The organism is Lujinxingia litoralis, from assembly GCF_003260125.1.
Taxonomy (GTDB): Bacteria; Myxococcota_A; Bradymonadia; order Bradymonadales; family Bradymonadaceae; genus Lujinxingia; species Lujinxingia litoralis.
In genome coordinates, this window is record NZ_QHKO01000001.1 from 205,093 (window position 1) to 227,279 (window position 22,187).

Sequence of the window (22,187 nt, forward strand, 5' to 3'; positions counted from 1 at the left end):
CACCCTACTTCGCACGCCCTCCCGGTCAACCTCCCCACCACGCCCGACCTTCCCGACCCAACTCAGTCGCCGTAGTACGCCCCCTCCTCGGCGTCGCGCAGCCCGCACATCGCCACATCCAACCCCTCACACACCATCCCCAGCGCCTGACTCACAACGCACCCCTGATTCTCCCAGCTCAAGCGCCCCGACCACACCTCTCCGGCACACCACAGCTGACAATCCCCCTGCGAATCATCCCACTGCCCACAGTGATGCTTCGCCCCACACACCTCCTCGCAGATCTCCAGCTGCCGATGGCACCGGTTCACCTCCCCACAACGCTCGGACTCCTCTACGCACCCGACCACCGACTCCGGGATTGCGTCGCTCCCCTCCTCCTCACAACGCTCCACGCAACTCACCAGCGCCTCGTCACTGCCCCCGCACCACGCCACCTTAAAACACGTCACGCGGCACCGCCGCGCGCGCGCCCTCTCTTGCTCATCCTCGCGCTCGCCACCGTCCTCACTCGGGCGCATCGAATGCGGCACCGACGCCTTATCATCGCCCCGGAGTGACTCGTCGGCCTCCGCCTCATCGCTCTTCCCCTCTTCCACCGGCACCGGAATCGCAGCCCCTCGCGCTCGCAGACTTCCCCTGTCCTCGCCTCCGGCACAACCGAAGAGGACACCGGCTATCAGAGCCCAAAAAAGCCACATAAACCTACATCCACCTACATTAAAACCCTCACGCATCATCCCCTCCTATTCGTCGTTAAAGTCGGGCTACCGAACCGGACAAACTCCGGTCCCCCTCGTATAAAATGCAATCGCGTCAGAAGCCGTGCGGGCTCCCCTACCCCTGTTATCGAAGCCCTCACCCCGACATTGCGTCGCCCCTCTAAAAAAGATCAAAAAAGCTCCCGCGCTTGCGCGGGAGCTTGTCTACGCGACGAACCTCTCTCACTGGTTCGCGCATCGGGGCTTACTCAGGGTGCAACACAGCTCTGAACCTCACACCTCACGAGGGCGCAGATGGCGCTGGGCGCGGACTCCTCCACGCTCAATTACCTCTTCTTCACTCAGCGACGCCGAGGCCAGGCTACTCCCCAGCGCACAGGCCAGCCCGCCGAGCAGAATCACCACAAAAGCCCAGAACGACGCCGTCGCCAGGGCCGTCGAGGCCTCCTGGCTGGCCACCATCGCACTGGTCTGCAGCTGATCCAACTGCTCGCCGGTCAGTCCCAGCTGCGCCGCCTGAGCTTCCAGCTGCCCCAGCATCCCGGAAGCCGCCGTCGAGGCGATCAGTCCGCGGGCGATCACGCTAAACGCCCCGCCAATCACGCTGCCCACCGCGGTCGTGACCACAAAGAACATCGACACCATCGCCACCGCCCAGGTCACAACCCCGTGCAAAAGGCTCTCCTGACGGTGATGGACCCCGGAGAGACGGCCGGCGACCCACCCCCCGAAGAAGAGCGAAATCAACGCGCTGATCGTCCACCAGATCGCCGTACCAAGGCCCAGCGCCTGATTGCCGTTAAATGCGTCAAAGGTCGCCGCCCCGATCGCCAGACCCAACACGTTGAGCAACGTCAGCGATACAAAGGTCACGAAGACCCCGGAGATGATCGCCCCCCACCGCACCTGGGAGACCGGGCGGTCGACCCGGTTGGCGGCGATCGCCTCCATCACGACGTCTTCCTGATAGGCATGAGCTCCGCTGGGAGGCTCGGTGCCATACTCCTGTCCACTGCCTTGTTCCTTGTTCGCCATGTCTGACTCCGCTGCTGACGTCGGCGATCGGCCGGGCGAGTGGCACAAGCCGGATCGCGTGAATTCTCGCGCTGCCGGATGCCCCCGCTGGGCCTTCCGGCGCCACGCGGCGAGTGTGGTGTCGGCACGCCCCCTCCGTCCGCGGGGGACCGGTCAGGCGGGCCGTGTTTGACCCCGAACTTAAACGCCTGACTCCGCCCACCAAACTCACCCCCTCCACCCTTGCCATCAATGCGGCCCCCTCTTATCTTCTGCCGGCCTGACGAGCCATTTTCCGGCCCCGCGCCCCACCGCTCGTCTGTAATGCCCACGCCCCACCGGAGACTTCATGCGCATTTCCGAGATCGAAGCCCACCTTATCGAGCTCAAAGACAAAGCCCTGGCCGCCTTTGACATCCCCGCCGACGTCGCCAGCCAGATCAGCCTGGCCAACCCGCCGGACCCCACCATGGGCGACCGCGGGTTCCCCGTCTTTCTGCTGGCCCGACAGCTGCGCAAAGGCCCCCCGCAGATCGCCCAACAACTCGTCGACGCGCTCCAGCCCCTGGTCGCCGATGACCCGCTCATCAGCGAAGTCAGCGCCGCCGGTCCCTACGTCAACCTGCGCCTCAACCCGGCCCAACTTGCCAACATCGTGATCTCCGAGGCCCTCGACCGCGCCGCCGACTTCGGCTCCCAGGTCCTCGACGGCCAGAAGATCATGATCGAGTTCAGCGCCCCCAACACCAACAAGCCCCAGCACCTGGGGCATGTGCGCAACAACCTGCTGGGCGACTCCGTCGCGCGCATCCTGGACTTCGCCGGCCACGACATCACCCGCGTCAACCTCATCAACGACCGCGGCATTCACATCTGCAAGTCCATGCTCGCCTACCAACGCTTCGGCCAGGGCGAAACCCCCGAGAGCGCCGCCATCAAAGGCGATCACCTGGTGGGCAAGTACTACGTGCGCTTTGACCAGGCCTTCCGCCAGGAGTACGCCGACTGGCAACACACCGAAGCCGCCCAGGCCCGCTTCGAAGCCTGGCTCAACAGCCCCGAGAGCAAAGACGCTCGCAAGGCGCACGGCGACGACGCCCAAACGCTGCTCCCGGTCTTCTTCTCCGCCTTCAAAGACATCTACTTCAACACCTTAAGCGAGCTCGGCGGCGCCGCCCGTCAGATGTTGCGCGACTGGGAGGCCGGCGAACCGCAAGTCGTCGCGCTGTGGAAGACCATGAACCAGTGGGTCTTCGACGGCTTCGACGAGACCTACGCGCGTCTGGGCGTGCACTTCGACCGCGTCTACTACGAGTCCAACACCTATAAACTGGGCAAATCCATCGTCGAAGAAGGCCTGAACGCCGGCAACTTCAAAAAACTCGACGACGGCGCGGTGGTCTGCGACCTGGAGGCCCTCGGACTCCAGGGGCAAAAAGTACTGCTGCGCGGCGACGGAACCAGCGTCTACATGACCCAGGATCTGGGCACCGCGCTGGCCCGCTTCGAGGAGTACGACGTTGAGCGCATGATCTACGTCGTCGGCGATGAGCAGAACTACCACTTCGATGTGCTCTTCCGCATCCTCTCGATGCTGCGCCCCGAGCTGGAAGGCAACCTCAACCACCTCTCTTACGGCATGGTTGAGCTCCCCGACGGCAAGATGAAGAGCCGCGAGGGCCGCGTCGTCGACGCCGACGACCTGATGGACGAAATGGAAGCGCTCGCCAGCACCGCCGTCGCCGAGCGCTACGCCGACCTCTCCGACGACGAACAGGCCCACCGCGCCCGCGTCATCGGCCTGGCCGCGCTCAAGTACTTCATCCTCGACTTCTCGCCACGCTCCACCGTGCAATTCGATCCCCAGAAGTCCATCGACTTCCAGGGACGCACCGGCCCCTACTGCCTCTACAGCTACGCCCGCATCTCGTCGATCGAGCGCCGGGTCGGCGGCTGGCCCAACCTCAGCGGCCAGGCCCGCGACGCCGCGCTGGAGAGCCTCACCAGCGACCTGGAACTCGCCGTCATCCGTCAACTCCAGGACTGGCCGCGGATGGTGGAGACCGCCGCCGCCCAGCTCTCCCCGGGCCGCATCACCGAGGCGCTCTTCAACCTCTCCAAGGCGTTTAGCACCCTCTACAACGACGCCGATCACCGCATCGTGGATCTCGAAGGCCCCCGCAAAGACGGGCTGCTCTTGCTGGCCCGCGCCGTGCAAAACGCGCTCGGCGCCGGCCTGAGCCTGCTGGGCATTGAGACCCTCAACGAGATGTAAGCCCTCTCCTGCGGCCGCCTTCATCCACGGCGGCCGGCGAAGCAGGCAATCGCAGATGGCATAACAAAGGCCGCCCGGAGCTCCGGGCGGCCTTTGTTCTTACCACGCACGACACGCCACACTGGCCTCAGAGCCAGCCTTCTTCGCGATACCACTGCACGGTCTGTCGGGCCCCCTCCTCCAGCCCCAGCGTGGGCTCCCAGCCCAGCGCCTGCTGAATCGCCTCGTGACCACAGACCCACGACGGCTGCGACATCTCCGCGTACTTATCGCGATTGAAGATCGGCGTGACTCCGGCCAGCCGCCCGCCGGCCTCACTGAGCATCGCCGCAACCCCGAAAAGCGGCGCCGGAATCGGCAGATGCAGCCCTCGCTTGCCCACCGCGCCGGCGATGATGCCGGTGAACTCCCGCCAGGTGTAGCGGCCGCCGTCATCAATGGTGTACGCCGCTCCCGACCCCACATCCTCCAGGCAACGCACCGCCGCACGGGCCACATCATGGACGTGAATCACACTCAACCAGCGTGAGCCGTCCCCCAGCACCGGCCCCAGCCCGTAGCTCGCCAGCTGAAAGACCTGGAACATGTCGCGGTCGCGCGGCCCGTACACCGGAGGCGGGCGCAAAATCGTGACGCCCATCTCCTGGCGTACCCGCAGCACCGCTCCCTCGCCATGCAATTTGCTACGCCCGTAGTGACTCACCGGTCGCGGCCGCACTCCCCGCGGCCGCGGCTGATCTCCTTCGCCGGGGCCCTGCGCCGCCGCACTGGAGACGTACACGAAACGCGCCACCCCGGCCCGGGCCGCCACCTCGGCCAGACGACCACTGGCCACGCCATTGACCCGATACAGATCCGCAGGCGTCTTCCCCGTGGTCATCCCCGCCACGTGCACCACCGCATCAACCTCGCGCAGCGATGCCTCCAAGGCCTCGGGCGCCTCCATCGACCCCACCACCTGACTCACCCCCAGCGCGCTCAGATGCGCCACCTTCGAGGTCGGACGCACCAGCGCCATCACCTCATGGCCCGCCGCCAAGAGCGCCTCGGCCACATGAGAGCCTACAAAGCCCGTCGCACCCGTTAAAAATACCCGCATCTTATCCTCCAAAACCCACCCGGAAGCCCAACCTCAACCCCATCCGAACTCAGAGCTCCCGCTCATAGATCCGATAGGTTTTGTAGTGTTCCGCCCCCATAAAGGCCATGCCCTGGTTAATGCGGTGGTTATCCGAGAGCGTCCAGCTGGCCTCGGCCTCCACATATCCGCTGGAGTAGGCCTTGCGGTGAATCGTCACGTAGAGCAGCACGCTCAGACCGCCCAGCACGCTGCCGCGATACTCCCGGCGCACCCCGAGCAAGATCTGCCGAAACGTCTTCGGCGGCCGGGCTTTAAGGCGGTACAACAACTTCGCCCACCCCAGCGGAAAGAGCTTTCCGTCCAGATCGGCCATCGCCTCGTACACATTGGGCAGGGCCACGGCCATCGCCGCCGGCTTCCCGTCGACCTCGGCGATCAGACAGAGGTTGGGATCGGCAATCAACCTAAACTGCTGCGCGATCGCGTGCACCTCGGCCCGGGTCAGGGGCACAAACCCCCAGTTTTTAGACCAGGCGTCATTAAAAATGCTCATGATGATCTCGAGGTCCCCCTCGATATCATTCATGTTCAACGGCCGCACCACCAGGCCGGGGTACTCGGCGACGGCATCGGCGATCTGCAACACCGCCTCCGGCGGCTGCTCCCGATTGTAGCGCCAGGCATAGAGGTCTTTGACCCCCTCCAGCCCCGCGCCTTTGAGAAGGCCGTCGTAGTAGGGCGAATTGTGCGGCATCATCACGTAATTCGGTGAATCAAACCCGTCGACCAGCGTGCCGCACTGCTCGTTGATCGAAAACGAGAAGGGCCCGCGCAACCGGTTCATCCCCCGGGCCCGGCACCAGTCCGCGGCCGCCTCCAGCAAGGCCTGCGCCACCTCCGGATCATCTTCGCAGTCGAAGTACCCGAAAAAACCCGCCCCATCATCATAGGTCTTCAGATGCTCATCATCGATCTGCGCCGAGATTCGCCCCACGATCCGCGACCCGCGCCGCGCCAAAAAGAGTTCGGCCTCCCCGTGCTCAAACCAGGGATTGCCCCCGGGGCGCAGGTCGTTCCAGACCAGCAGATCAGGCAGGGTACGGTGGTTCGAATCATGCTTGCCAATCTCGCGCCCGAAGCGCGCAAACGCCAGCCGCTCTCGCTCACCACAGACCGGCGAGACCCGCAACTCATCACGTTGAGCACCCATTACGGCTCCCCTTCGGCGCCGGTTCCCAGCACCTCATCCAGGCGCCCCTCCAGACGCCCCAGATCCTTCTCCAGCGCCTTCTGCCGACGCATCACAAAAAAGATGTACCCGCCGATCATCACCCACAGCACGATGTAGCAGATCATCAACAGCGTCCCACCGGGCACCGAGGTATCCTGCGAGGCCAGCGAAGGCGTGACTTCCTGTGCGCTGGTCACCGCCGCGCTGAGCATCACCGCGGTAGCCAACGCCACGGCCGCTACCCGGGTATTCTTCGTCTTGTGCATTCCTACTCCTCGTCGCGCATGGCATCCAAACGCCATGCGTCTTCAGATCCCGCGCACCCGCGCCAGGTCTTCTACTTCCAGGTAGAGCCGATCCAGCTCGGCCTCTCGCCAGCGCACACGAAAACGCAACCAGAGCAGCGTGGCGAACATCAACAAAAACGCCAGCATGCTCACCCCGAACACCTGCGACATCTCCGTGGCCAGGCCTCCGCCCCCCTCCCGCTCCACCACCGGGTGCAACCCACCCCAAATGCGTACCGAGTAGTGAATCAGCGGAATGTCCACAAACGCGATCACACCGAGCACCGCCGCGATCTTCTTCAACCGCTTGCTACTTCCACCGAACTGGCGCAAGAGCACATACCCCCCGTAGAGCAAGAACAGAATAAAGGTCGCCGTCAGCTGCGGATCCCAGGTCCAGGCCGTCCCCCAGGCCTTGTACGCCCAGAGCGGTCCCGAAATCAGCACAAACACGCAGTAAAACAGCCCCAGCTCCGCGCCGGCCACCGCCCCGTGATCCCAGTGTTCCCGTGGCGAAAACAGGTAAATCAGGCTGCATACCGCCGTTACCGTGAACCCGGCATACGACGCCATCGCCGAGGGCACGTGCACATAAAAGATCTTCTGCACAATGCCCATCGTCTGCTCGACCGGCGCGTAGAAGAAAATCAGCGCCATCGCTGCCAACGTTGCCAGCATGGCGAGCAATGCCACCACCGGGAAAATCTTCCTGTCGATGAACTTTACCATCGGCCCTTTACCGTCGTATCTACGCGCCGTCCAAATCCCGGAGTTCGACTCCGCAATCGGCACGCGCACCCTGCGCGCACCCGCATAATATGGCGCTCTGGCTTCGCCACAACACGGCCTCCCAGGGCCGCATTCCCGCGCCGCTTTAACACGCCCCCCGGACCCTCACAAGCCATCGACCTGCTCAATTGACGCTCTCTTGAGCGCTTGTATATACTCCGCGACGATGACAACCTTTTTACGTCCGCACCCTCGCCGCCCTTCTGCGGCGCGCCATCGCACCTCGCTCGCCACCACCGGGGCGCTGCGTGCCTCCACGTAAGCTGTCGCCATGATCCCTCAGCAAATCTTCGAACAGTCCATCCGACGCTACTTTCACGTGCTGACTCCCTACCTCGATGACGAATCCGTCAGCGAGATCATGGTCAACGGCCCCAACGACATCTGGATCGAGGTCAAGGGCAAGCTTCAGAAGACCGACGCCCGCTTCGAGAACGAAGACGATCTGATGGGCGGCGCCAAAAACATCGCGCAGTACGTCGGTAAAACGCTCAACGAACTCAACCCTCGTATGGATGCGCGCTTGCCCGACGGCAGCCGCGTGCACGTCGTCCTGCCCCCCTGCGCTCGCAACGGGGTCTCCATGGCGATTCGCCGCTTTGGCAAATTTGACCTGACCATCGACAAGTTGATCAGCTACGGCTCCATCAACCGCGAAGCTGCCAACTTCATCGACATCTGCGTGAAGATGGAACGCAACATCATCGTGGCCGGCGGCACCGGTAGCGGTAAGACCTCACTGCTCAACTGCGTCAGCTCGCTGATCAGCGATAAAGACCGCATCATCGTCATCGAAGACTCCTCCGAACTTCAAATGCAGCAGCCGCACTGCCTGATGCTGGAGACCCGCGGGCCCGACGCCAAAGGTCGCGGCGCCGTCGAGATCGAGCACCTCTTCCACTCGGCGATGCGTCTGCGCCCGGACCGCATCGTCATCGGGGAAATCCGTGGCGGCGAAGCCCTCACCCTGCTTCAGGCCATGACCTCCGGTCACGGGGGCACCATGTCGACCACCCACGCCACCTATCCCGACGACACCCTGCGCCGTCTGGAAACCATGGCCATGATGAGCGAAGTCGACATGCCCCTGGCCGCCCTGCGCAGCCAGGTCGCCTCCGCCATCCAGGTCATCATTCAGACCAGCCGATTCAACGACGGTAGCCGTAAAATCACCCACATCTGCGAAGTCCTGGGCCTGGATGAGCGTGGCGAATACCGCATCCGCCCGATTTTCGTCTTCCGCAACCGTGGCAACGACCCGACCACGGGCAAAGTCATCGGCGAGCACATCGGCCAGGGCAACATCCCCACCTTCATTGATGCCGTCCGGGAACGCGGCCTGAATGTCGACGAGCGATGGTTCGCCAAACCCCGTGACTAATTGGTTCTGAAGTCGCGATACCCCTGAATAGAACGCTGCCCGCACTCTCCCCTCGCAACGGCCTCCCCACCATGTCCGACGATCGTTTTAAACAAGCCCGACGCAGCCTCATTGACCGCGCCAATCAGCGTCAGCAGGGCGGTGACGGCGGCTTTGAGTCCGACGCCGACGACAAAACCCAGATGGTCGACCTCAATGCACTTCAGGGAGGTCCCCAGCCGCAGTTTGCGCCTCCGCCCACCTTTGAAGGGCCCTCCGACGAGGCCACACAGCTCTTCGAAATCCCCGCCGCCCTGGGAGGCCCGGGCAGCGCCGAAGGCGACGGAATCACCAGCAGCGCGCCGGACTACGGCGGTTACCAACCTCCGGCCGCCCGCCACGCTCCAGCCCCCGCGCCTACGCCCGCACCGTCGGTCGGCGCTTCCGGGGGCCACCAGGTCTACGTCGGCGGTGAGCAGCCCGACTACGAAGGCAGCACGCAATTTGTCAACATCGCCGACTTCGCCGAACAGGCCGCCCACTACACCCCCGAGCAGCAGGCTGCCGGCTACGACGGCAACACCCAGTTCGTGGATGTCAACGCCCTGATGGCCGGCGCCGACGGTGCTGGCGGCGACCCGATTGAAAACGACCAGGATCTGCAGCGCGGCTATATCTTTACGCCCGACGCCATTCAGCGCGGCGACATCACCCTGATCTTTGCGCAGAACCAGCTGGGCAAGCACGTCGTGCTCAAACGGGTCTGGGAAGGCCCTGCCGAGCAGATGTCGACACCGCTGCGCCAGCGCATCGCCCAGCTCCACAGCCTGCGCCATCCGAACCTGGTCCCGATGAACGGCATGTTCGTCTCCAGCTCCGGAATGTGGGTGGAGATCGATCGCCCCCAGGGCCAGCGTCTCACCCAGATCATCCAACAGCATGGCGTCCAGGATCCCGCCCACGTCAGTGCCTGGGTCAAGTCCATCGCCCAAACCCTGGACACCATCCACGCCCAGCAACTGGCCTACGCTAACCTGACCACCGACGCGGTGTGGATCACCCCCAACGGTGAGGCCATGCTCGAGCCCTTCGATATGCTGCGCTTTGAGGAGCGCGGCGGGCTGGGCGCCTTCGGCCCCCCCGAGATGCAGGTTCCCCCCGAGCAACGTCAGCTCTCACCGGCCACCGACGTCTACAGCCTGGCCGCCGTAGCCACCGCCGCACTCACCGGCCTGCCCCTTGATGGCACTCGCCTGGCTCAGCTCAAAGATCAAAAGCTGGTCGCCTCGCTTCAGAGCGCCCTCAATCCCGACGCCTCCCAACGCCCCCAAACCCCGGCCGAGTTCAGCGCGGCGTATGGGGGCGGAGGCAGCGGCCAGGGACTCGACATCAAAGTGCTCGGCGGCGGAATCTTAGCCATTTTGATGGTCACCATGGTCGCCTTGATGTTCATGGGCGACACCTCTCAACCCGCACCACAGCAGCCGGCCCCCGGGCAACAGCCCCAGCAAGCGCAGGCGCCTGCTCCCGATCCTCAGCAAGCCCCGGCGCCGGCCACCACTGGCGAGGTTGCTCAGGCTCCCCGGGTTGAACTGCCAGGCCAGGTCACCCGCGACCCTCGCCTGACCATCTCGCACGGCTTTGCGCAGAACCCGCCGGCCCAGCCCTCCGCCGAACTCGCCGAAGAGGACTTCGACACCCTCCGCACCGAAGCTCGCGAACTCATCGAGGAGGCCGCTCGCCTCCGCTCGGATGATCAACTCAAAAAGTACCGCGAGGCCCTCTCCAAGATCACCCGCGTCATCCGTGCCCAGGATGCCCCCGCGGCCGACGATCTGGCCCTGTGGAAAGAGATCTACCAGAAACGCGAGGCAAAGGCCTACGTCGAGCGTCTCCGCACCGATGTCGCCGAAGGGCTGAAACTTGGCACCACTGACGCCGTCCGGAACAACTACAAAACTCTGGCCGCTCATGACCCCTACGCAAACGCCCAGGACTTCATCATCGCGGTAAACAGCGCCACCTACCAGGTCGTTGATTCCAACGCCGATGATACCGAAGAGAGCGCAGAGAACTGATGTTTGCACGCCCCTCACAGGCAGCGGAGCCCTCCATGGTCCCCTCAATGTTTCGCCCCTCTTTGCCCCTGCGCCACACGCTCACCGGCACTCTCCTGCTCAGCCTCGCCCTGAGTCTGGTGGCCTGCGAGTCCGAGCCCCAGGGGCCCCCTCCACCTCCTCCCGAGTTCAACTTCCCGGTCGACGTGCAGGTCACCGACGGCGCCGGCCAACCGGTGCACTCGGTCGCCGTGGAACTCGACGGCCAGGTGGTCGGCTTTACCGGTGCGGATGGCACCTTCAAAGCCACTCTGGTCGAAAAACCCAACACCAACGTCACCCTTAAAGTCAGCGCCCCCGAAGGGTATCGGGTGGCCGACGGCGGCGAGATCACCGAAGCGCTGCGCGTCACCGAAGTCATCGGCGGCCAGTACTCCGGCCTCCCACTGACACTCAAGCCCAAGGTCGTGTCGCTGCGCCACACCTTCATGGGCTGGGTTCAGACCAGCTGCGACGAACGCATGAGGGAAGGCTCCTGTGAGGGACTCCCGGTCCTGGTCGACGGCCAGGAAGTCGCCCGTACCGACTTCACCGGCGCCGCTCAGTTCTCCTTTGAAGGCATCCCCGGTCAGAGCGCCAAGGTCTCCATCCGTACCCCGGAGTATGACCCCAACGATGATGACTCCGCCCTCTTTGAGCCCCGTAATCCGGAGTTTGAGCTGGCGCTCGGGTACACCGCGACCATCTTCCGCATCGACCAGAACTTTGTGGACCCGGCCGCCAAGCGCGCCGCTCCCAAGCGACGCACCACGCGCCGCACTTCCAGCCGACGCGCCACCCGCAAGACCACTAAGAAAAAGCCTGCCAAACAAGAGGAGAAGGAAAACCACATCATCAGCATCTGGTAGGCCACCTCTCTCCGCTTCCAGAGGCTCCTCTCGCATCGACCCGGTACGCGGCGGTTCCCTCACGGAGCCGCCGCGTATTGCGTTGCGCGAGGCCCTTCGCGTCAAAATGCCACAAGCGCTCTACTTGCCAGCCTCAGGCGCTTAGGCTAACTCTGCCCAAAGATAGAGAGGGCCTTTTGCCACCCGGCAAATTTCGGGGGAATGCCCGGCCCTCAAACCGACGTTCCCCCGGTGGTTTCGACCTACGCCTGACACTGGATCGACTTATGAGCGCTCAACACAATGACAATCCCGGCCCTCACGTGCCCGGGTGGGATGGACATCTCGACGCCGACCTGGACCTCGATGAGCTCGACGCGCGGGAGGACCTTGAGCCCGGCGCCAGCTCCGAGGCCGATGGCCCCAGCTGGGGCCTTATCGCCGGGGTGCTGATCGCCATCGCCGCCATTGGCTTTCTGGTCTTCGACGGCCTGCAGGGCGAGACCTACTTCTATGAGGTCGACCAGGCCGTGGCCAAAGGCGACGACCTTATTGGCAAAACCGTTCGTATCAAGGGCATCGTCGAACCCGGCTCCTTTGAAGGCGAAGCCGGCGGCATCCACAACACCTTCCGCGTCTCCGAACAGGGCGTGGGTATGAAGGTGGTCTACAAGCGCGCGCTGCCCGACACCTTCCAGGAAGAAAGCGAAGTGGTCGCCCAGGGACGCGTCGATGAAACCCTGACCCTTCACGCCGATGAAGTCCTCGTGAAATGCCCCAGCCGCTACGAGGGTGCCCCGCCCACCGCGACCGAACTCTCGCCGCAAGCCGCACGCTAAAACCCCGGACAGTTTATGAGTTGGCTCGGATCCCTTGCCATCTACCTGGCGCTCTACACCGCGCTGGTCGGCGCCACCATGGGCGTCATCGCCGCACGCACCGGCTCACGGCGCTTCCTCCACGCCACGCGCTTCGCCACCTACACCACATTTGGAGCCATTTCGGTGGCCTCCCTGGTGCTGATTCACGCACTGCTGACACACGACTTCAGCATCAAGTACGTGGCGGCCTTCTCCGACCAGTCCATGCCCACCTTCTACCTCCTGGGCGCCTTCTGGGGCGGCCAGGCCGGAAGCCTGCTCTTCTGGGTGTGGAAGGTCGTGCTCTTCACTGCGATCTGCGTCTACACCAACCGCAAGAGCTACCAGGACTTCATGCCCTGGGTGATGACCGTCTGCCTGGCCGTGGCCGCCGCGCTGCTCATCATCATGGTCTTCGGCTCCAACCCCTTCGACGGCTATCATCTCATCGATGACCCCACCCAGGGTAAGGGGCTTAACCCCCTTCTGCAGACGCCGAAGATGGTGTTCCATCCCCCGGCACTGCTCACCGGCATGGCCTCCATGACTGTGCCCTTTGCCTTCGCCATCGCGGCCCTCCTCAGCGGTAACCTCTCCAACTCCTGGGTCGAAGCTGCGCGCAAGTGGATCCTGTGGCCCTGGCTCTTCTTGAGCATCGGCAACATCCTGGGCGGCATGTGGGCCTACGAAGAACTGGGCTGGGGCGGATACTGGGCCTGGGACCCGGTTGAAAACGCCGCGCTCCTTCCCTGGCTGACCTCCACCGCCCTGATCCACTCGCTCCTCATCCAGGAGCGCCGCGGCATGCTCAAGCGCTGGAACGTGGGCCTGATGATCGGCACTTTCCTGCTGACGATCTTCGGCACCTACATCACCCGCAGCGGGCTCATCGAGTCGGTCCACTCCTTTGCCCAGAGCGAAATCGGACCCTACTTCCTCAACCTGCTGATCGCCGTGACCGTCTTCAGCGTCTCGCTCTTCATCTACCGCTGGAAGGCCCTCAAGAGCGAGCAACGTCTGGACAGCCCGGTGAGCCGCGAGGCGGCCTTTATCTTCAACAACTGGATGTTCCTCTCCATGACCGCCGTGGTGCTCTTTGGCACCCTGTGGCCCCGCATCAAAGAAGCCATCTCTGGTCAGGACATCGCCATGGGTCCCCAGTGGTTCAACCGCTGGATGATTCCCCTGGGGCTTTTGATGATGCTGATGATGGGCATCGGCACCGTCATCGCCTGGCGACGTGCCAGCAAGAAGAACTTCCAGCGCAACTTCGTCTCCCCGATCGCGGCCAGCCTGATTCTGACCCCGCTCAGCGCGGGCGCCTACTGGATGTTGCGCGGCACCGATCTGGTCACCCCCGACCGCCTGGAAGCCGGCTACGCGCTCTTTGCCCTGGCGCTGAGCATCTTTGTCGGCGCCACCATCGTCCAGGAGTTCTACCGCGGTATCAGCGCGCGCCGACGCATGCATGACGAAAGCGCCTTCGAATCCTTCTACCGGCTGTGCATGAAGCAGAAACGCCGCTACGGCGGCTACATCGTGCACCTGGGCGTCGTCTTTGCCTTTGTCGCCTTCGCCGGCAACGCCATGAAGATCGAGCGCGATGTCAGCGTGGCCCTGGGCGAGTCCACCCAGATCGGCGATTACACCTTTACCTACCAGGGGCTTGGCGATCAGCACGACCGGGAGCGCGTCCTCTACACCGCCCGCGTCAAAGTCGAACGCGGCGGGCGCTACGTCTATGACATGCACCCGGGCAAATCGATCTTCCATGCCAGTCCCAGCATGCCCGTCAGCGAAATCGACATTCGCTCCACCCCGCTGGAAGACACCTACGTGGCCCTGGTCAACTTCGATCCCGACGGCAGCCAGGCCGCCTTCAAAGTCTTCATCAGCCCCTTCACCTGGTGGTTCTGGTTCGGGGGCGTGATCCTGGTCCTGGGCACCCTGATTTGCCTGTGGCCCACCCGCGAATCCATCGCCTCGCTGCGACCGGGAAGCGGCGGGTTGGGACGGGCCGCGATCTTCGGCGGTGTGGTCCTCCTGGTCTTCTCTCCGATGATGGTATGGACCGTCGAATCCTTTACCTCCTGGGGCGACGCTCGCCGCATGGAGCGCCCCGTGGCCTCGCTGGTTGAGACTCCGGCGGCCGATGGATCCCCTGTGCAGGTGGAGCCCTCATGAGCCTTCCTCTTCTTATCGTCGCCATTGCGTTCACGCTCTGGGGACTGATCAACATGGTTCGCCCCTTTCTCGCACGCCAGGACGAGCAGCTGCGCTTTGAAGTCCTCGACGAAGAACTGCGCGAAATCGAAGGCCTGATGGCCCGCAAGGCCTCGCTGGTGCAGTCGCTGCGCGATATCGAGTACGACCACCAGACGGCCAAGATTTCGGCCGACGATTATAAGCGTTTCAAGCGCTCTCATGAACGTCAGGCCGTGGCGATCATGCGCCGACTCGATGCCATTCACGGCGGTCGCGAGTGGGATGACCATATTGAAGAAGCCATCCACACCCGTGTCCAGGCGCTGCCCGAAGCCGACGCGCAGGACGTGCCCTCCAGCAGCACTCAGACGGCTGCTAAGAGCGCCGAAGCGTGTCGCGAATGTGGTGAAGCGCTGAGCCCCCGCGCGCGCTTCTGCGCCATCTGTGGCACGCCTCGGACCGAACCCGACGTCCCCGCTCACCGCGCTGCCCCCCTGACCTCCGAGGTCACCGGATGAAGTACCTCTCCCGTCTCATGCCTCTCCTGGGCCTGCTCTTGGCCTTCGCTTCCAGCGTGCATGCCCAGGAACTCCCGACCGCCCCTGCGGCGACCGCCGCGCCGACCGCACACCAGGCCACGGCCGCCCCGGAGCAATGGAGTATTCACGTGGAGCTTGCCCACGGCGCCGACGACCAGGCCGCGCTGGCCGGCACTCCGGTGATCCTGGAAGCGTCGCGCCCCCAGGGCCCCTTCGAGGTCAATGCCCCGGAACCCGTGGCCCGCTGGACCGCCGTGGCCGACGCTCAGGGCGTCGCCACCTTTGCTCAGGTCCCGGCCCAGGTTGCCCAGCAAGGCCTGCGACTGCGCGCCCGCGCAACCTACGGCGGCGTGCCCTTTAGTTCGCGTCCCTACGCCGCGGCCAATGGCCTGCGCATGAACATCGAGGTCTTCGATCGCGGACACGATCTCTCCGGGCTCCGCGTGGCCTCCAAACGCGTGATCGTCGAGCCCTGGGAGGAGTACATCATCCTCAGCCAGACCTGGACCTTCACCCTGGACGCCGACCACGCCGTCGATATCTCCATGGTACCGGACCCCGAGTATGCCCGGGGCCTGCCGATCCGCCTGCCCCTGAAAGCCGAGGGCATCCGCGCCGACGGCCAGGGTAGCTTTGAAGTCATCAACAACGTGGTCTTCTGGACCGGGGTGATCAAACCCGGGGAGCCGATCAACATGCAGATTCGCTTCTCGATGGCCGCCCGTGATGACGTATTTAACTACGCGCAGGAGATGGCCTGGCCGGTCGATCAGATCCAGATCATCGCCCCCCTGCAGACTCAATACGAGCGCACGCCACGCCTCAATGACCTGGCCATGGTCGCCCCCGAATTCGAACTGACCACCGACGCCTCGTCGCTGGGACTTCGCGATGACATGGAGTTTCTCATCGCCAACCGCCGCGACCTGGCCGCCTCTCAGAGTTATGCCTTCCAACTTCGCGGCCTCCCCTTTGGCCGCCCCCTGGGAGGCTGGATCGCCCTGGCGCTGGGCGCCCTGGTTTCGCTGCTGATCATCGTCTTCGGGTTGCGCGAACATCGTCGCCTCCACGACGGCTCCAGGAGCGATGCCATCGTCAGCGCGCTCAACGCCGAACGCGAAGCCCTGCTCGATGAACTCGCCGAACTTCGCCGCCTGCGCCAGACGGCTGACGAAGAAACGCAGTGGGAGATCGATACCGAACTCGGACTTCTGCGCGAGCGCCTCTCGCTCATCCTCTCCAAGCTCCGGGATCTCGGCCAGGCGCCCGCTGCATAACCGCGTTCGACTCACCACTCGGCCTTCCCCAGGGCGCCCATGGCTCCTCGTTCTCCCAGCCGTCTGACGCTGCATAACGTCTCCCGCGTCTTCGGTCGCACCTACGCCCTGCACCGCATCTCCACCACCCTGGAGCGGGGCTCGATCACCGCGCTTCTGGGCAATAACGGCGCCGGCAAGTCCACCCTCATCAATATCCTGGCCACGATCGACGCGCCCACCGAGGGGGAAGTCCGCTTTGGCAAGCTGGACTTTAGCCAGTTCGCGCGCCAGGGGCGCGCGCGCATTGGCTGGGTCAGCCACCAGACGCTGGTCTACGACGAGCTCACCGGACGTGAAAACCTACGCTTCTTCGGGACACTCTACGACCTGGACAACGTCCCCGCCCTGACCGAAGAGTGGCTACAACGCGTCGGCCTCTCCCACGCCGCCGATCAACCCGTGAGCACCTACTCCCGGGGCATGAAACAACGTCTGACCCTGGCCCGGGCCCTTCTCCACGATCCACAGTTGGTGCTCCTCGACGAGCCCGCCACCGGCCTGGACCAGGCCGGCACAGCCCTGGTCAGCGCGCTCCTCCACCAGCTTCGCGATGAAGGTCGCATTGTGGTGATCATCTCCCACAATTTTGCATTGATCGAAGCGCTGGCTGACAACTTCCTCATTCTGCGCAAAGGACAGCTGCGCGCCAGCGGCCCCATGCCCGCCGGCACCTCCCTGATGTCTCACTACCACACTCACGCCTGACCTGAACGCCTTGCCCCTATGAAGACCGCGCTCCTCTTAAGACAGAGCCGCACCATCCTCGCCAAAGACCTGCGTCGGGAATGGCGCACCCGAGAAATCCTCACCACCACCGTCGCCTTTTCTGTGCTGCTGATGGCGGTCTTTACCTTCGCATTTTATCGCAATGGCGAATCCACCGCGGAGGTCTTCCCCGGGATTCTGTGGATCTCGATTGTGTTCACCGGCACGCTGGCCATCGGGCGCAGCTTTCAGCACGAAACCCAGACCGGATGCCTGCGCGCGCTGGCCCTGGTCCCCGGCAGCCAGATAAGCCTGTACCTGGGTAAGCTCGCCGCCAACCTGATCTTCATGCTGCTCTTTGAGCTCGCGCTGATCCCCCTTCTCTTGCTGGCATTTTCCGTGAGCCCGGGGCCCACCTGGGGGCTGCATCTGGCATCGATTCTGGTAGGAACCGCCGGCTTCGCCATCCTGGGAACACTGGTCTCGGCGATGCTCGTTAAAAACGATCTTCGCGAGGTACTCCTGCCGGTTCTTCTCTATCCCTTGCTTATCCCGCTGCTGATTGCCGGGGTGAAAATCAGCGCCGCCCTGCTTACCGGCGGCGCCTGGGAACAGGTCGGGGGATGGCTCAAGGCCATGGTTGCTATGGACCTGGCCTACGGAGTGCTCTGCGTGCTTCTCTTCCGCTTCGTACTCTCCGCAGTCGAATAAGCCCCGGGCTCAGCTCTTCTTCCCACCAAAGATCACGTAGCCGAGCAACCCAAAGAGCCCCAGCACAATCATGATCACCACCCAGCTCACGCCGCCGACCGAACCGGCTTTCCCGGCCGGACGTTGGCCCTGCGCACGAGCTTCCCGGGCGGCAGCCGCTTCGGCAGACTCCGCCGAATTCCCGGCTCCACTCGCGCCTGCCGTCTCCGAGGTCCCCGAGCCATAAGCGCTGGCAGCGCTTCCCCCGCCCTCCTGCTCACTGCTGATACCGGCAATCTCCTGCCGACTGGCTTCAAAACGCTCGCTCACCGAAGCACCGAAGAGCCGAATCATCACCACAATAAAGAGCGCCGCCAGAATCAAGAGCACCATGTACTCCGACGCCGTTGCCCCGCGCCCCTGACGCAACCACCGCGGCAGTCGCTCCACACATGTCCGAAGTTTCAAAATCACCTGGCGCCTCCAAAATCACAGCGGGTCTTAGTTCCCTACCGCGCCCTCTTCGGACTTCGGGCAGCGAGCCACCGCCGCCTCGTAGTCGGGCCACCCCGCAAAGCGTTCACAGACCGAGGCCAGCGCATCACGGCGCCCCAGGCGCCGGTACGTATCAACCAGCGCGCCCACCACCTCCGGGGAAGGCTGACGCTCTTCCGTGAGTTTGAGCCAGTCTACGGCGTCCGCAAAACGTCCGGTCCGGTAGAGCGCCAGAGCGTAATAACGATCGCCCTCCTGGCTTCGCCCCTGCAAGCCATGCAACGCCGCGACCACACCGTCGTAGCGACCGGCCTCAAAATGGGCAGCGGCCTGTGCCTCCACACTCTCGGAAGTCTTCGTCTGTGGCGACTCCGATGTCGGCGCCTCAGCCGGCCTAGCCGAGGCCGGCTCTTCCTCCGTCGGCCGCCCTACTTCCGGCACTGAACTCGGTACGTCAGCGCCCTCCTTATCCGGCAATGCGTCATCCGGCCGCAACGCCTCAATCTCAACCTCACCCTCCGGCGCCCCGACAGCATCGCCAAATCCGAGATCGACCGGCTCGCCAATGCCCTCCAGCTCGGCCCGCACGTTAATGTCCGCCGGCTCCGGAACTCGGTAGAGCTGCCCACACTCCAGCCCGACCCGAGAGGCATCGACCGCCCCCTCATTCAACATCTCCAGCAGGCGGTTCTGCACCATACGCCGCTGCGAATCATCCGCACTGAGCTCCACAAAACACGAATAAAACGCCACCGAACGCGGACGATTTCGAATATGTCGATCGTAGAGCACTCCCAGGTTGATGTAGGGAACCGGATCGGTGGGATTCATCTGCTGAGCGATCGTTAAAAAAGACTCGGCCTCCAGATACTTCCCAGAATACATCAGGGCGGTGCCCAGATTGCTGTAAACCGGCTGCACGTCCTCTTCCACGCGCATCAAGTACTGATACACCCGCACGGCCTGCGCAAAATTGCTGGTCTGGATGTAGAACTCCGCCAGTGCCCGGGCCACGTGCACATCGCCGCCATGACGCAGCGCCTGGCTGTAGTAGCGCTCCGCCTGAGAAAAAGCCCCTTGAGCCGTGGCCGCCTTAGCCGCGCGGAAATAGACCTCCGGATCGCGTACCCCTTCGGCGAAGGCTTCCTCATAGTAGTCGAGCGCCAGAGAGAACTCCTGACGCTCGTAGGCGTTATCTCCCAGGGCGCGCGTGTTCACACACGCCACACTCCATACCAGAGTACCTACAAGAAGAGCCTGCGCCACGACGCGGCGCAGGCCCCTATGTCGAACTTCGAGCTGCCTCATATCACCTTCAACGCATCGTTCGCGGATAGTTTCCTTCGGCTTTCATCTTCAGTTCCATATCACTGGCCCAACGATTCTCCCGTGATGTGCTATCCGGAAAAAATGCCTCAACCTTGTTGAGAGTTTCGGCCATCTCCAGATAACGATCACGCTGCATCGCCGAGTGAAATGAAGCCCGGAAGTTACGAAAGTAATCATCCAGCGCCGCTCGAGACCCCTCATGAAGGACTGTCCACTCCCCCATCTCCGCCGGGAACTCCGTGACCCCTCCCTTCTCCATATAGGCCTGCACTTCTAGAAGACGCTTGTAACCATCAAAAAGGTTACGGTTTTCAACATCCTTTTTGTCGAGCAGATCGGTGGCAATGCGGTAGCTCTCTTGTGCCTGGCGCATGCAGTCGGTCTGATCGAGGCAGTTTACCTCAAGCTGGACCGGGGGAAGTTCGGAGTAATTGACTTTCTCGGGCCCCGATGCCGCGCCGCCGTCCCCTCCGCCTAAAAAGGTAAATGCCAACATCCCCACTGCGATCACCACCCCACCAATGACCACCACCGGGTTGGTCTCCCCAGGGGCTGCCCCGGCTTTGGCACTGGCGGCCTGAATCCGTTGGTAATCGCTGGCCTGGACGTCCTCATCAGCGTCCGCGAGCGCGGCATCGCTGGCAGCAATCTCATCCCAGGACACGATCCCTGCAGGATCATCGCTGGCCGGCTTCGCACCCGGCTCGGGCGACCCGTTGGGCACCGGCGAGCCAAACCCACCCGGCGCAGCATGTTGACCAAACCCGCCGCCAGCAGCCGGCGTCTGACCAAACCCACCCGGTGCTCCTTGCTGGCCGAAACCACCCCCAGCTGGCGTCTGACCGAAGCCCCCCCCAACCGGCGTCTGACCAAATCCACCCGGTGCTCCTTGCTGCCCGAAGCTCCCGGCCGCTCCCTGATGACCAAAGTTCCCACCCGCCGCCGGCGTTTGACCAAAGCCACCGCCGGCAGGAACCGGCGCCGTGGGCCCCGCCGCCGCGCCTCGCGGCGGGCGAGTCGTAGAGTCCGGCGCTCGAAAACGTACCGAGTGCTTACCCAGGGTAAGCATCGCTCCGTCCCACAGCGTCACCTCTCCGTTGACGGGCTGCCCGTCGACCGCGGTGAGTCCGCCGCGAGAAAGCACCACCAACCGGTAGGTGCCACCTCCTTCATCGACGATCAACGCGTGCTGCCGCGACACGGTGGGGTGATCAAGAATGAAATCCGAGCCCCGATCACGGCCCACCGTGATGGAGTGGCCGGCAAACGTGGCGTTCTGCGTCTGACCGTTATGGTCGAACTCTAACCAGAAGGAGGTCATGTGCGATTTGTCCGCTAATGCTTGAGGTGGTTTGACGGAACGCGCGTCCGTCTCGCAGGTTACATCCCGGAGCCGGACACCTTGATGATCATCGCGCCCATGATCACGATCATGACCGCACCAAAGATAAAGAGCAGCGGGAAGAGAATCTTGACGGCCGCCTGGCTGGCAGCTTTCTCAATCTTAGCAGTGCGCTTGTTGCGAATCGTATCGACCTGAATCTCAAGCACATTGGCCAGCGGCGTACCCCGACGCTCGGACTGAATGATCGCCCCGACCATGGAGTTTAGATACTCCGAATTAACCCGCTCACAAAGATTGATCAGCGCATCGGTACGCGCCGTACCGACGCGCATCTCCTGGAGCACCACCCCCAGCTCCTGGATCATCGGATCGTCGGGATTTTGCAACTGGCCACGTACCACCACGCGATCGAGCGCGGTCATGAAGTCCAGGCCGGCGCGCATCGAGAGCACCAGCAGATCGACGGTGTAGGGCAGACGTCGGTCGATCTCGATCAGCCGGCTGCTGATCGCGCCACTGAGTGAAAGCCAGGGGAAGCCCAGCGACAGAAAGCCCGCCACACAAGCCAGCCCGATGTTGGGCAATCCTGTCATCAATTGCGTAAAGAGGAGCACGAACATAAAGCCCCCCAGCCCCGCCACCCCGCACATCCCCAGGAACTCATTGGGAGTGAACGAGCCCATAAAGCCCGAACGCATCAACTTGTCACGTAGCGAAGCGCGCAGTTCGGTCATATTCAGAAAGGGCAAATCGGGCAGGCTGCGGATGTAGTGCGCGAAGATCTTCACCAGCGGCAGCACCATCGCGTAGAGGGCATCCTCCTCAAGCATGCGCTTACGACGCGTAAGGCGATAGCCGTAGATCTCATCTTCCTCGATCTCCTCGGGCACCACGCCCCAGACAAAAAGGGCAAAGGCCAGGAAGATAAGGACGATCGCACCGACCAGAATCAGAGTGTTATTCACGCGTTACCTCGTCGAGAGAAGCTCTCGTACAC

General features: G+C 63.5%; 21 protein-coding genes. 10 read left to right on the forward strand and 11 right to left on the reverse strand.

The genetic code is table 11. The annotated features are described in order from the left end of the window. Positions 1-62: 62 nt before the first annotated feature. Both DL240_RS00870 and DL240_RS00875 read right to left on the reverse strand, forming a co-directional pair. A complete protein-coding gene (locus DL240_RS00870) occupies positions 63-599 on the reverse strand; it encodes a hypothetical protein (RefSeq protein WP_146618024.1) in 537 nt (178 codons plus the stop codon). A gap of 396 nt (positions 600-995) precedes the next feature. Beyond that, positions 996-1,757: a hypothetical protein gene (locus tag DL240_RS00875; protein WP_111727968.1), complete on the reverse strand. Its 762-nt coding sequence runs from the start codon at positions 1,755-1,757 to the stop codon at positions 996-998. Positions 1,758-2,085: 328 nt separating this feature from the next. Here DL240_RS00875 and argS point away from each other — a divergent pair, with 328 nt between their 5' ends. After that, positions 2,086-4,011, forward strand: a complete 1,926-nt coding sequence (gene argS / locus DL240_RS00880; protein ID WP_111727969.1) for an arginine--tRNA ligase — start codon at positions 2,086-2,088, stop codon at positions 4,009-4,011. A 127-nt stretch (positions 4,012-4,138) separates the two neighbouring features. Here argS and DL240_RS00885 read toward each other — a convergent pair whose 3' ends face one another. The 5 genes from DL240_RS00885 to DL240_RS19860 all read right to left on the reverse strand — a co-directional run bounded on the left by DL240_RS00885 (position 4,139) and on the right by DL240_RS19860 (position 7,672). Then, positions 4,139-5,110: an NAD-dependent epimerase/dehydratase family protein gene (locus DL240_RS00885; RefSeq protein WP_111727970.1), complete on the reverse strand. Its 972-nt coding sequence runs from the start codon at positions 5,108-5,110 to the stop codon at positions 4,139-4,141. Positions 5,111-5,159: 49 nt separating this feature from the next. Next, positions 5,160-6,302 (reverse strand): N-acetyltransferase, encoded by a 1,143-nt coding sequence (locus tag DL240_RS00890; RefSeq protein WP_111727971.1) that lies wholly within the window; start codon positions 6,300-6,302, stop codon positions 5,160-5,162. Next, positions 6,302-6,589: a CcmD family protein gene (locus tag DL240_RS20180; RefSeq protein WP_199589689.1), complete on the reverse strand. Its 288-nt coding sequence runs from the start codon at positions 6,587-6,589 to the stop codon at positions 6,302-6,304. The genes DL240_RS00890 and DL240_RS20180 overlap by 1 nt, the downstream gene beginning before the upstream one ends. 42 nt (positions 6,590-6,631) lie before the next feature. After that, a complete protein-coding gene (gene ccsA / locus DL240_RS00900; protein ID WP_111727972.1) occupies positions 6,632-7,339 on the reverse strand; it encodes a cytochrome c biogenesis protein CcsA in 708 nt (235 codons plus the stop codon). Positions 7,340-7,504: 165 nt separating this feature from the next. Further along, on the reverse strand, positions 7,505-7,672 hold the full coding sequence (locus tag DL240_RS19860; protein ID WP_158542264.1) for a hypothetical protein: 168 nt from the start codon (positions 7,670-7,672) through the stop codon (positions 7,505-7,507). On the opposite strand from DL240_RS19860, the gene DL240_RS00905 reads away from it, so the two are divergent. The 9 genes from DL240_RS00905 (at position 7,671) to DL240_RS00945 (ending at position 18,042) form a co-directional block, all read left to right on the forward strand. After that, the gene (locus tag DL240_RS00905; protein WP_111727973.1) at positions 7,671-8,780 is read left to right on the forward strand and encodes a TadA family conjugal transfer-associated ATPase; all 1,110 of its coding nucleotides are present in this window, start codon (positions 7,671-7,673) and stop codon (positions 8,778-8,780) included. The genes DL240_RS19860 and DL240_RS00905 overlap by 2 nt on opposite strands. Before the next feature lie 71 nt (positions 8,781-8,851). Further along, entirely contained in the window at positions 8,852-10,837 is a 1,986-nt protein-coding gene (locus DL240_RS00910) for a protein kinase domain-containing protein (protein ID WP_111727974.1), read from the forward strand. Positions 10,838-10,872: 35 nt separating this feature from the next. After that, the gene (locus tag DL240_RS00915) at positions 10,873-11,724 is read left to right on the forward strand and encodes a carboxypeptidase-like regulatory domain-containing protein (RefSeq protein ID WP_111727975.1); all 852 of its coding nucleotides are present in this window, start codon (positions 10,873-10,875) and stop codon (positions 11,722-11,724) included. Between the two features lie 266 nt (positions 11,725-11,990). Continuing rightward, positions 11,991-12,542 carry a cytochrome c maturation protein CcmE gene (locus DL240_RS00920; protein ID WP_111727976.1) on the forward strand — a complete coding sequence of 184 codons (552 nt, stop codon included), beginning with the start codon at positions 11,991-11,993 and terminating at the stop codon, positions 12,540-12,542. A gap of 15 nt (positions 12,543-12,557) precedes the next feature. Further along, the gene (locus DL240_RS00925) at positions 12,558-14,747 is read left to right on the forward strand and encodes a heme lyase CcmF/NrfE family subunit (protein ID WP_111727977.1); all 2,190 of its coding nucleotides are present in this window, start codon (positions 12,558-12,560) and stop codon (positions 14,745-14,747) included. Next, positions 14,744-15,286, forward strand: coding sequence for a zinc ribbon domain-containing protein (locus tag DL240_RS00930; RefSeq protein ID WP_111727978.1), 543 nt, complete (start codon positions 14,744-14,746; stop codon positions 15,284-15,286). Before DL240_RS00925 ends, DL240_RS00930 begins: the two co-directional genes overlap by 4 nt. Next, on the forward strand, positions 15,283-16,584 hold the full coding sequence (locus tag DL240_RS00935) for a hypothetical protein (protein WP_111727979.1): 1,302 nt from the start codon (positions 15,283-15,285) through the stop codon (positions 16,582-16,584). Before DL240_RS00930 ends, DL240_RS00935 begins: the two co-directional genes overlap by 4 nt. Positions 16,585-16,623: 39 nt before the next feature. Beyond that, a complete protein-coding gene (locus tag DL240_RS00940; RefSeq protein WP_111727980.1) occupies positions 16,624-17,331 on the forward strand; it encodes an ABC transporter ATP-binding protein in 708 nt (235 codons plus the stop codon). An 18-nt stretch (positions 17,332-17,349) separates the two neighbouring features. Continuing rightward, a complete protein-coding gene (locus tag DL240_RS00945; protein ID WP_111727981.1) occupies positions 17,350-18,042 on the forward strand; it encodes a heme exporter protein CcmB in 693 nt (230 codons plus the stop codon). Between the two features lie 9 nt (positions 18,043-18,051). Here DL240_RS00945 and DL240_RS00950 read toward each other — a convergent pair whose 3' ends face one another. The 4 genes from DL240_RS00950 to DL240_RS00965 form a co-directional block, all read right to left on the reverse strand. Then, complete coding sequence (locus DL240_RS00950; protein ID WP_146618025.1) at positions 18,052-18,495, reverse strand: hypothetical protein; 444 nt, start codon at positions 18,493-18,495, stop codon at positions 18,052-18,054. Positions 18,496-18,522: 27 nt separating this feature from the next. Beyond that, positions 18,523-19,734 carry a tetratricopeptide repeat protein gene (locus tag DL240_RS00955; RefSeq protein ID WP_158542265.1) on the reverse strand — a complete coding sequence of 404 codons (1,212 nt, stop codon included), beginning with the start codon at positions 19,732-19,734 and terminating at the stop codon, positions 18,523-18,525. A 97-nt stretch (positions 19,735-19,831) separates the two neighbouring features. Continuing rightward, positions 19,832-21,166, reverse strand: a complete 1,335-nt coding sequence (locus DL240_RS00960) for an FHA domain-containing protein (protein WP_111727984.1) — start codon at positions 21,164-21,166, stop codon at positions 19,832-19,834. A 59-nt stretch (positions 21,167-21,225) separates the two neighbouring features. After that, positions 21,226-22,155, reverse strand: a complete 930-nt coding sequence (locus DL240_RS00965) for a type II secretion system F family protein (RefSeq protein WP_111727985.1) — start codon at positions 22,153-22,155, stop codon at positions 21,226-21,228. Positions 22,156-22,187 lie beyond the last annotated feature (32 nt).

Bases quoted from the DNA above. Each gene is read 5' to 3' on its own strand.
- DL240_RS20180 (WP_199589689.1), bottom strand. From the start codon at position 6,589: ATGCACAAGACGAAGAATACCCGGGTAGCGGCCGTGGCGTTGGCTACC.
- DL240_RS00875 (WP_111727968.1), bottom strand. From the start codon at position 1,757: ATGGCGAACAAGGAACAAGGCAGTGGACAGGAGTATGGCACCGAGCCT.
- DL240_RS00915 (WP_111727975.1), top strand. From the start codon at position 10,873: ATGGTCCCCTCAATGTTTCGCCCCTCTTTGCCCCTGCGCCACACGCTC.
- DL240_RS00925 (WP_111727977.1), top strand. From the start codon at position 12,558: ATGAGTTGGCTCGGATCCCTTGCCATCTACCTGGCGCTCTACACCGCG.
- DL240_RS00940 (WP_111727980.1), top strand. From the start codon at position 16,624: ATGGCTCCTCGTTCTCCCAGCCGTCTGACGCTGCATAACGTCTCCCGC.
- DL240_RS00945 (WP_111727981.1), top strand. From the start codon at position 17,350: ATGAAGACCGCGCTCCTCTTAAGACAGAGCCGCACCATCCTCGCCAAA.
- DL240_RS00960 (WP_111727984.1), bottom strand. From the start codon at position 21,166: ATGACCTCCTTCTGGTTAGAGTTCGACCATAACGGTCAGACGCAGAAC.
- DL240_RS00930 (WP_111727978.1), top strand. From the start codon at position 14,744: ATGAGCCTTCCTCTTCTTATCGTCGCCATTGCGTTCACGCTCTGGGGA.
- DL240_RS00935 (WP_111727979.1), top strand. From the start codon at position 15,283: ATGAAGTACCTCTCCCGTCTCATGCCTCTCCTGGGCCTGCTCTTGGCC.
- DL240_RS19860 (WP_158542264.1), bottom strand. From the start codon at position 7,672: ATGGCGACAGCTTACGTGGAGGCACGCAGCGCCCCGGTGGTGGCGAGC.
- DL240_RS00885 (WP_111727970.1), bottom strand. From the start codon at position 5,110: ATGCGGGTATTTTTAACGGGTGCGACGGGCTTTGTAGGCTCTCATGTG.
- ccsA (WP_111727972.1), bottom strand. From the start codon at position 7,339: ATGGTAAAGTTCATCGACAGGAAGATTTTCCCGGTGGTGGCATTGCTC.
- DL240_RS00905 (WP_111727973.1), top strand. From the start codon at position 7,671: ATGATCCCTCAGCAAATCTTCGAACAGTCCATCCGACGCTACTTTCAC.
- DL240_RS00920 (WP_111727976.1), top strand. From the start codon at position 11,991: ATGAGCGCTCAACACAATGACAATCCCGGCCCTCACGTGCCCGGGTGG.
- DL240_RS00910 (WP_111727974.1), top strand. From the start codon at position 8,852: ATGTCCGACGATCGTTTTAAACAAGCCCGACGCAGCCTCATTGACCGC.
- argS (WP_111727969.1), top strand. From the start codon at position 2,086: ATGCGCATTTCCGAGATCGAAGCCCACCTTATCGAGCTCAAAGACAAA.
- DL240_RS00890 (WP_111727971.1), bottom strand. From the start codon at position 6,302: ATGGGTGCTCAACGTGATGAGTTGCGGGTCTCGCCGGTCTGTGGTGAG.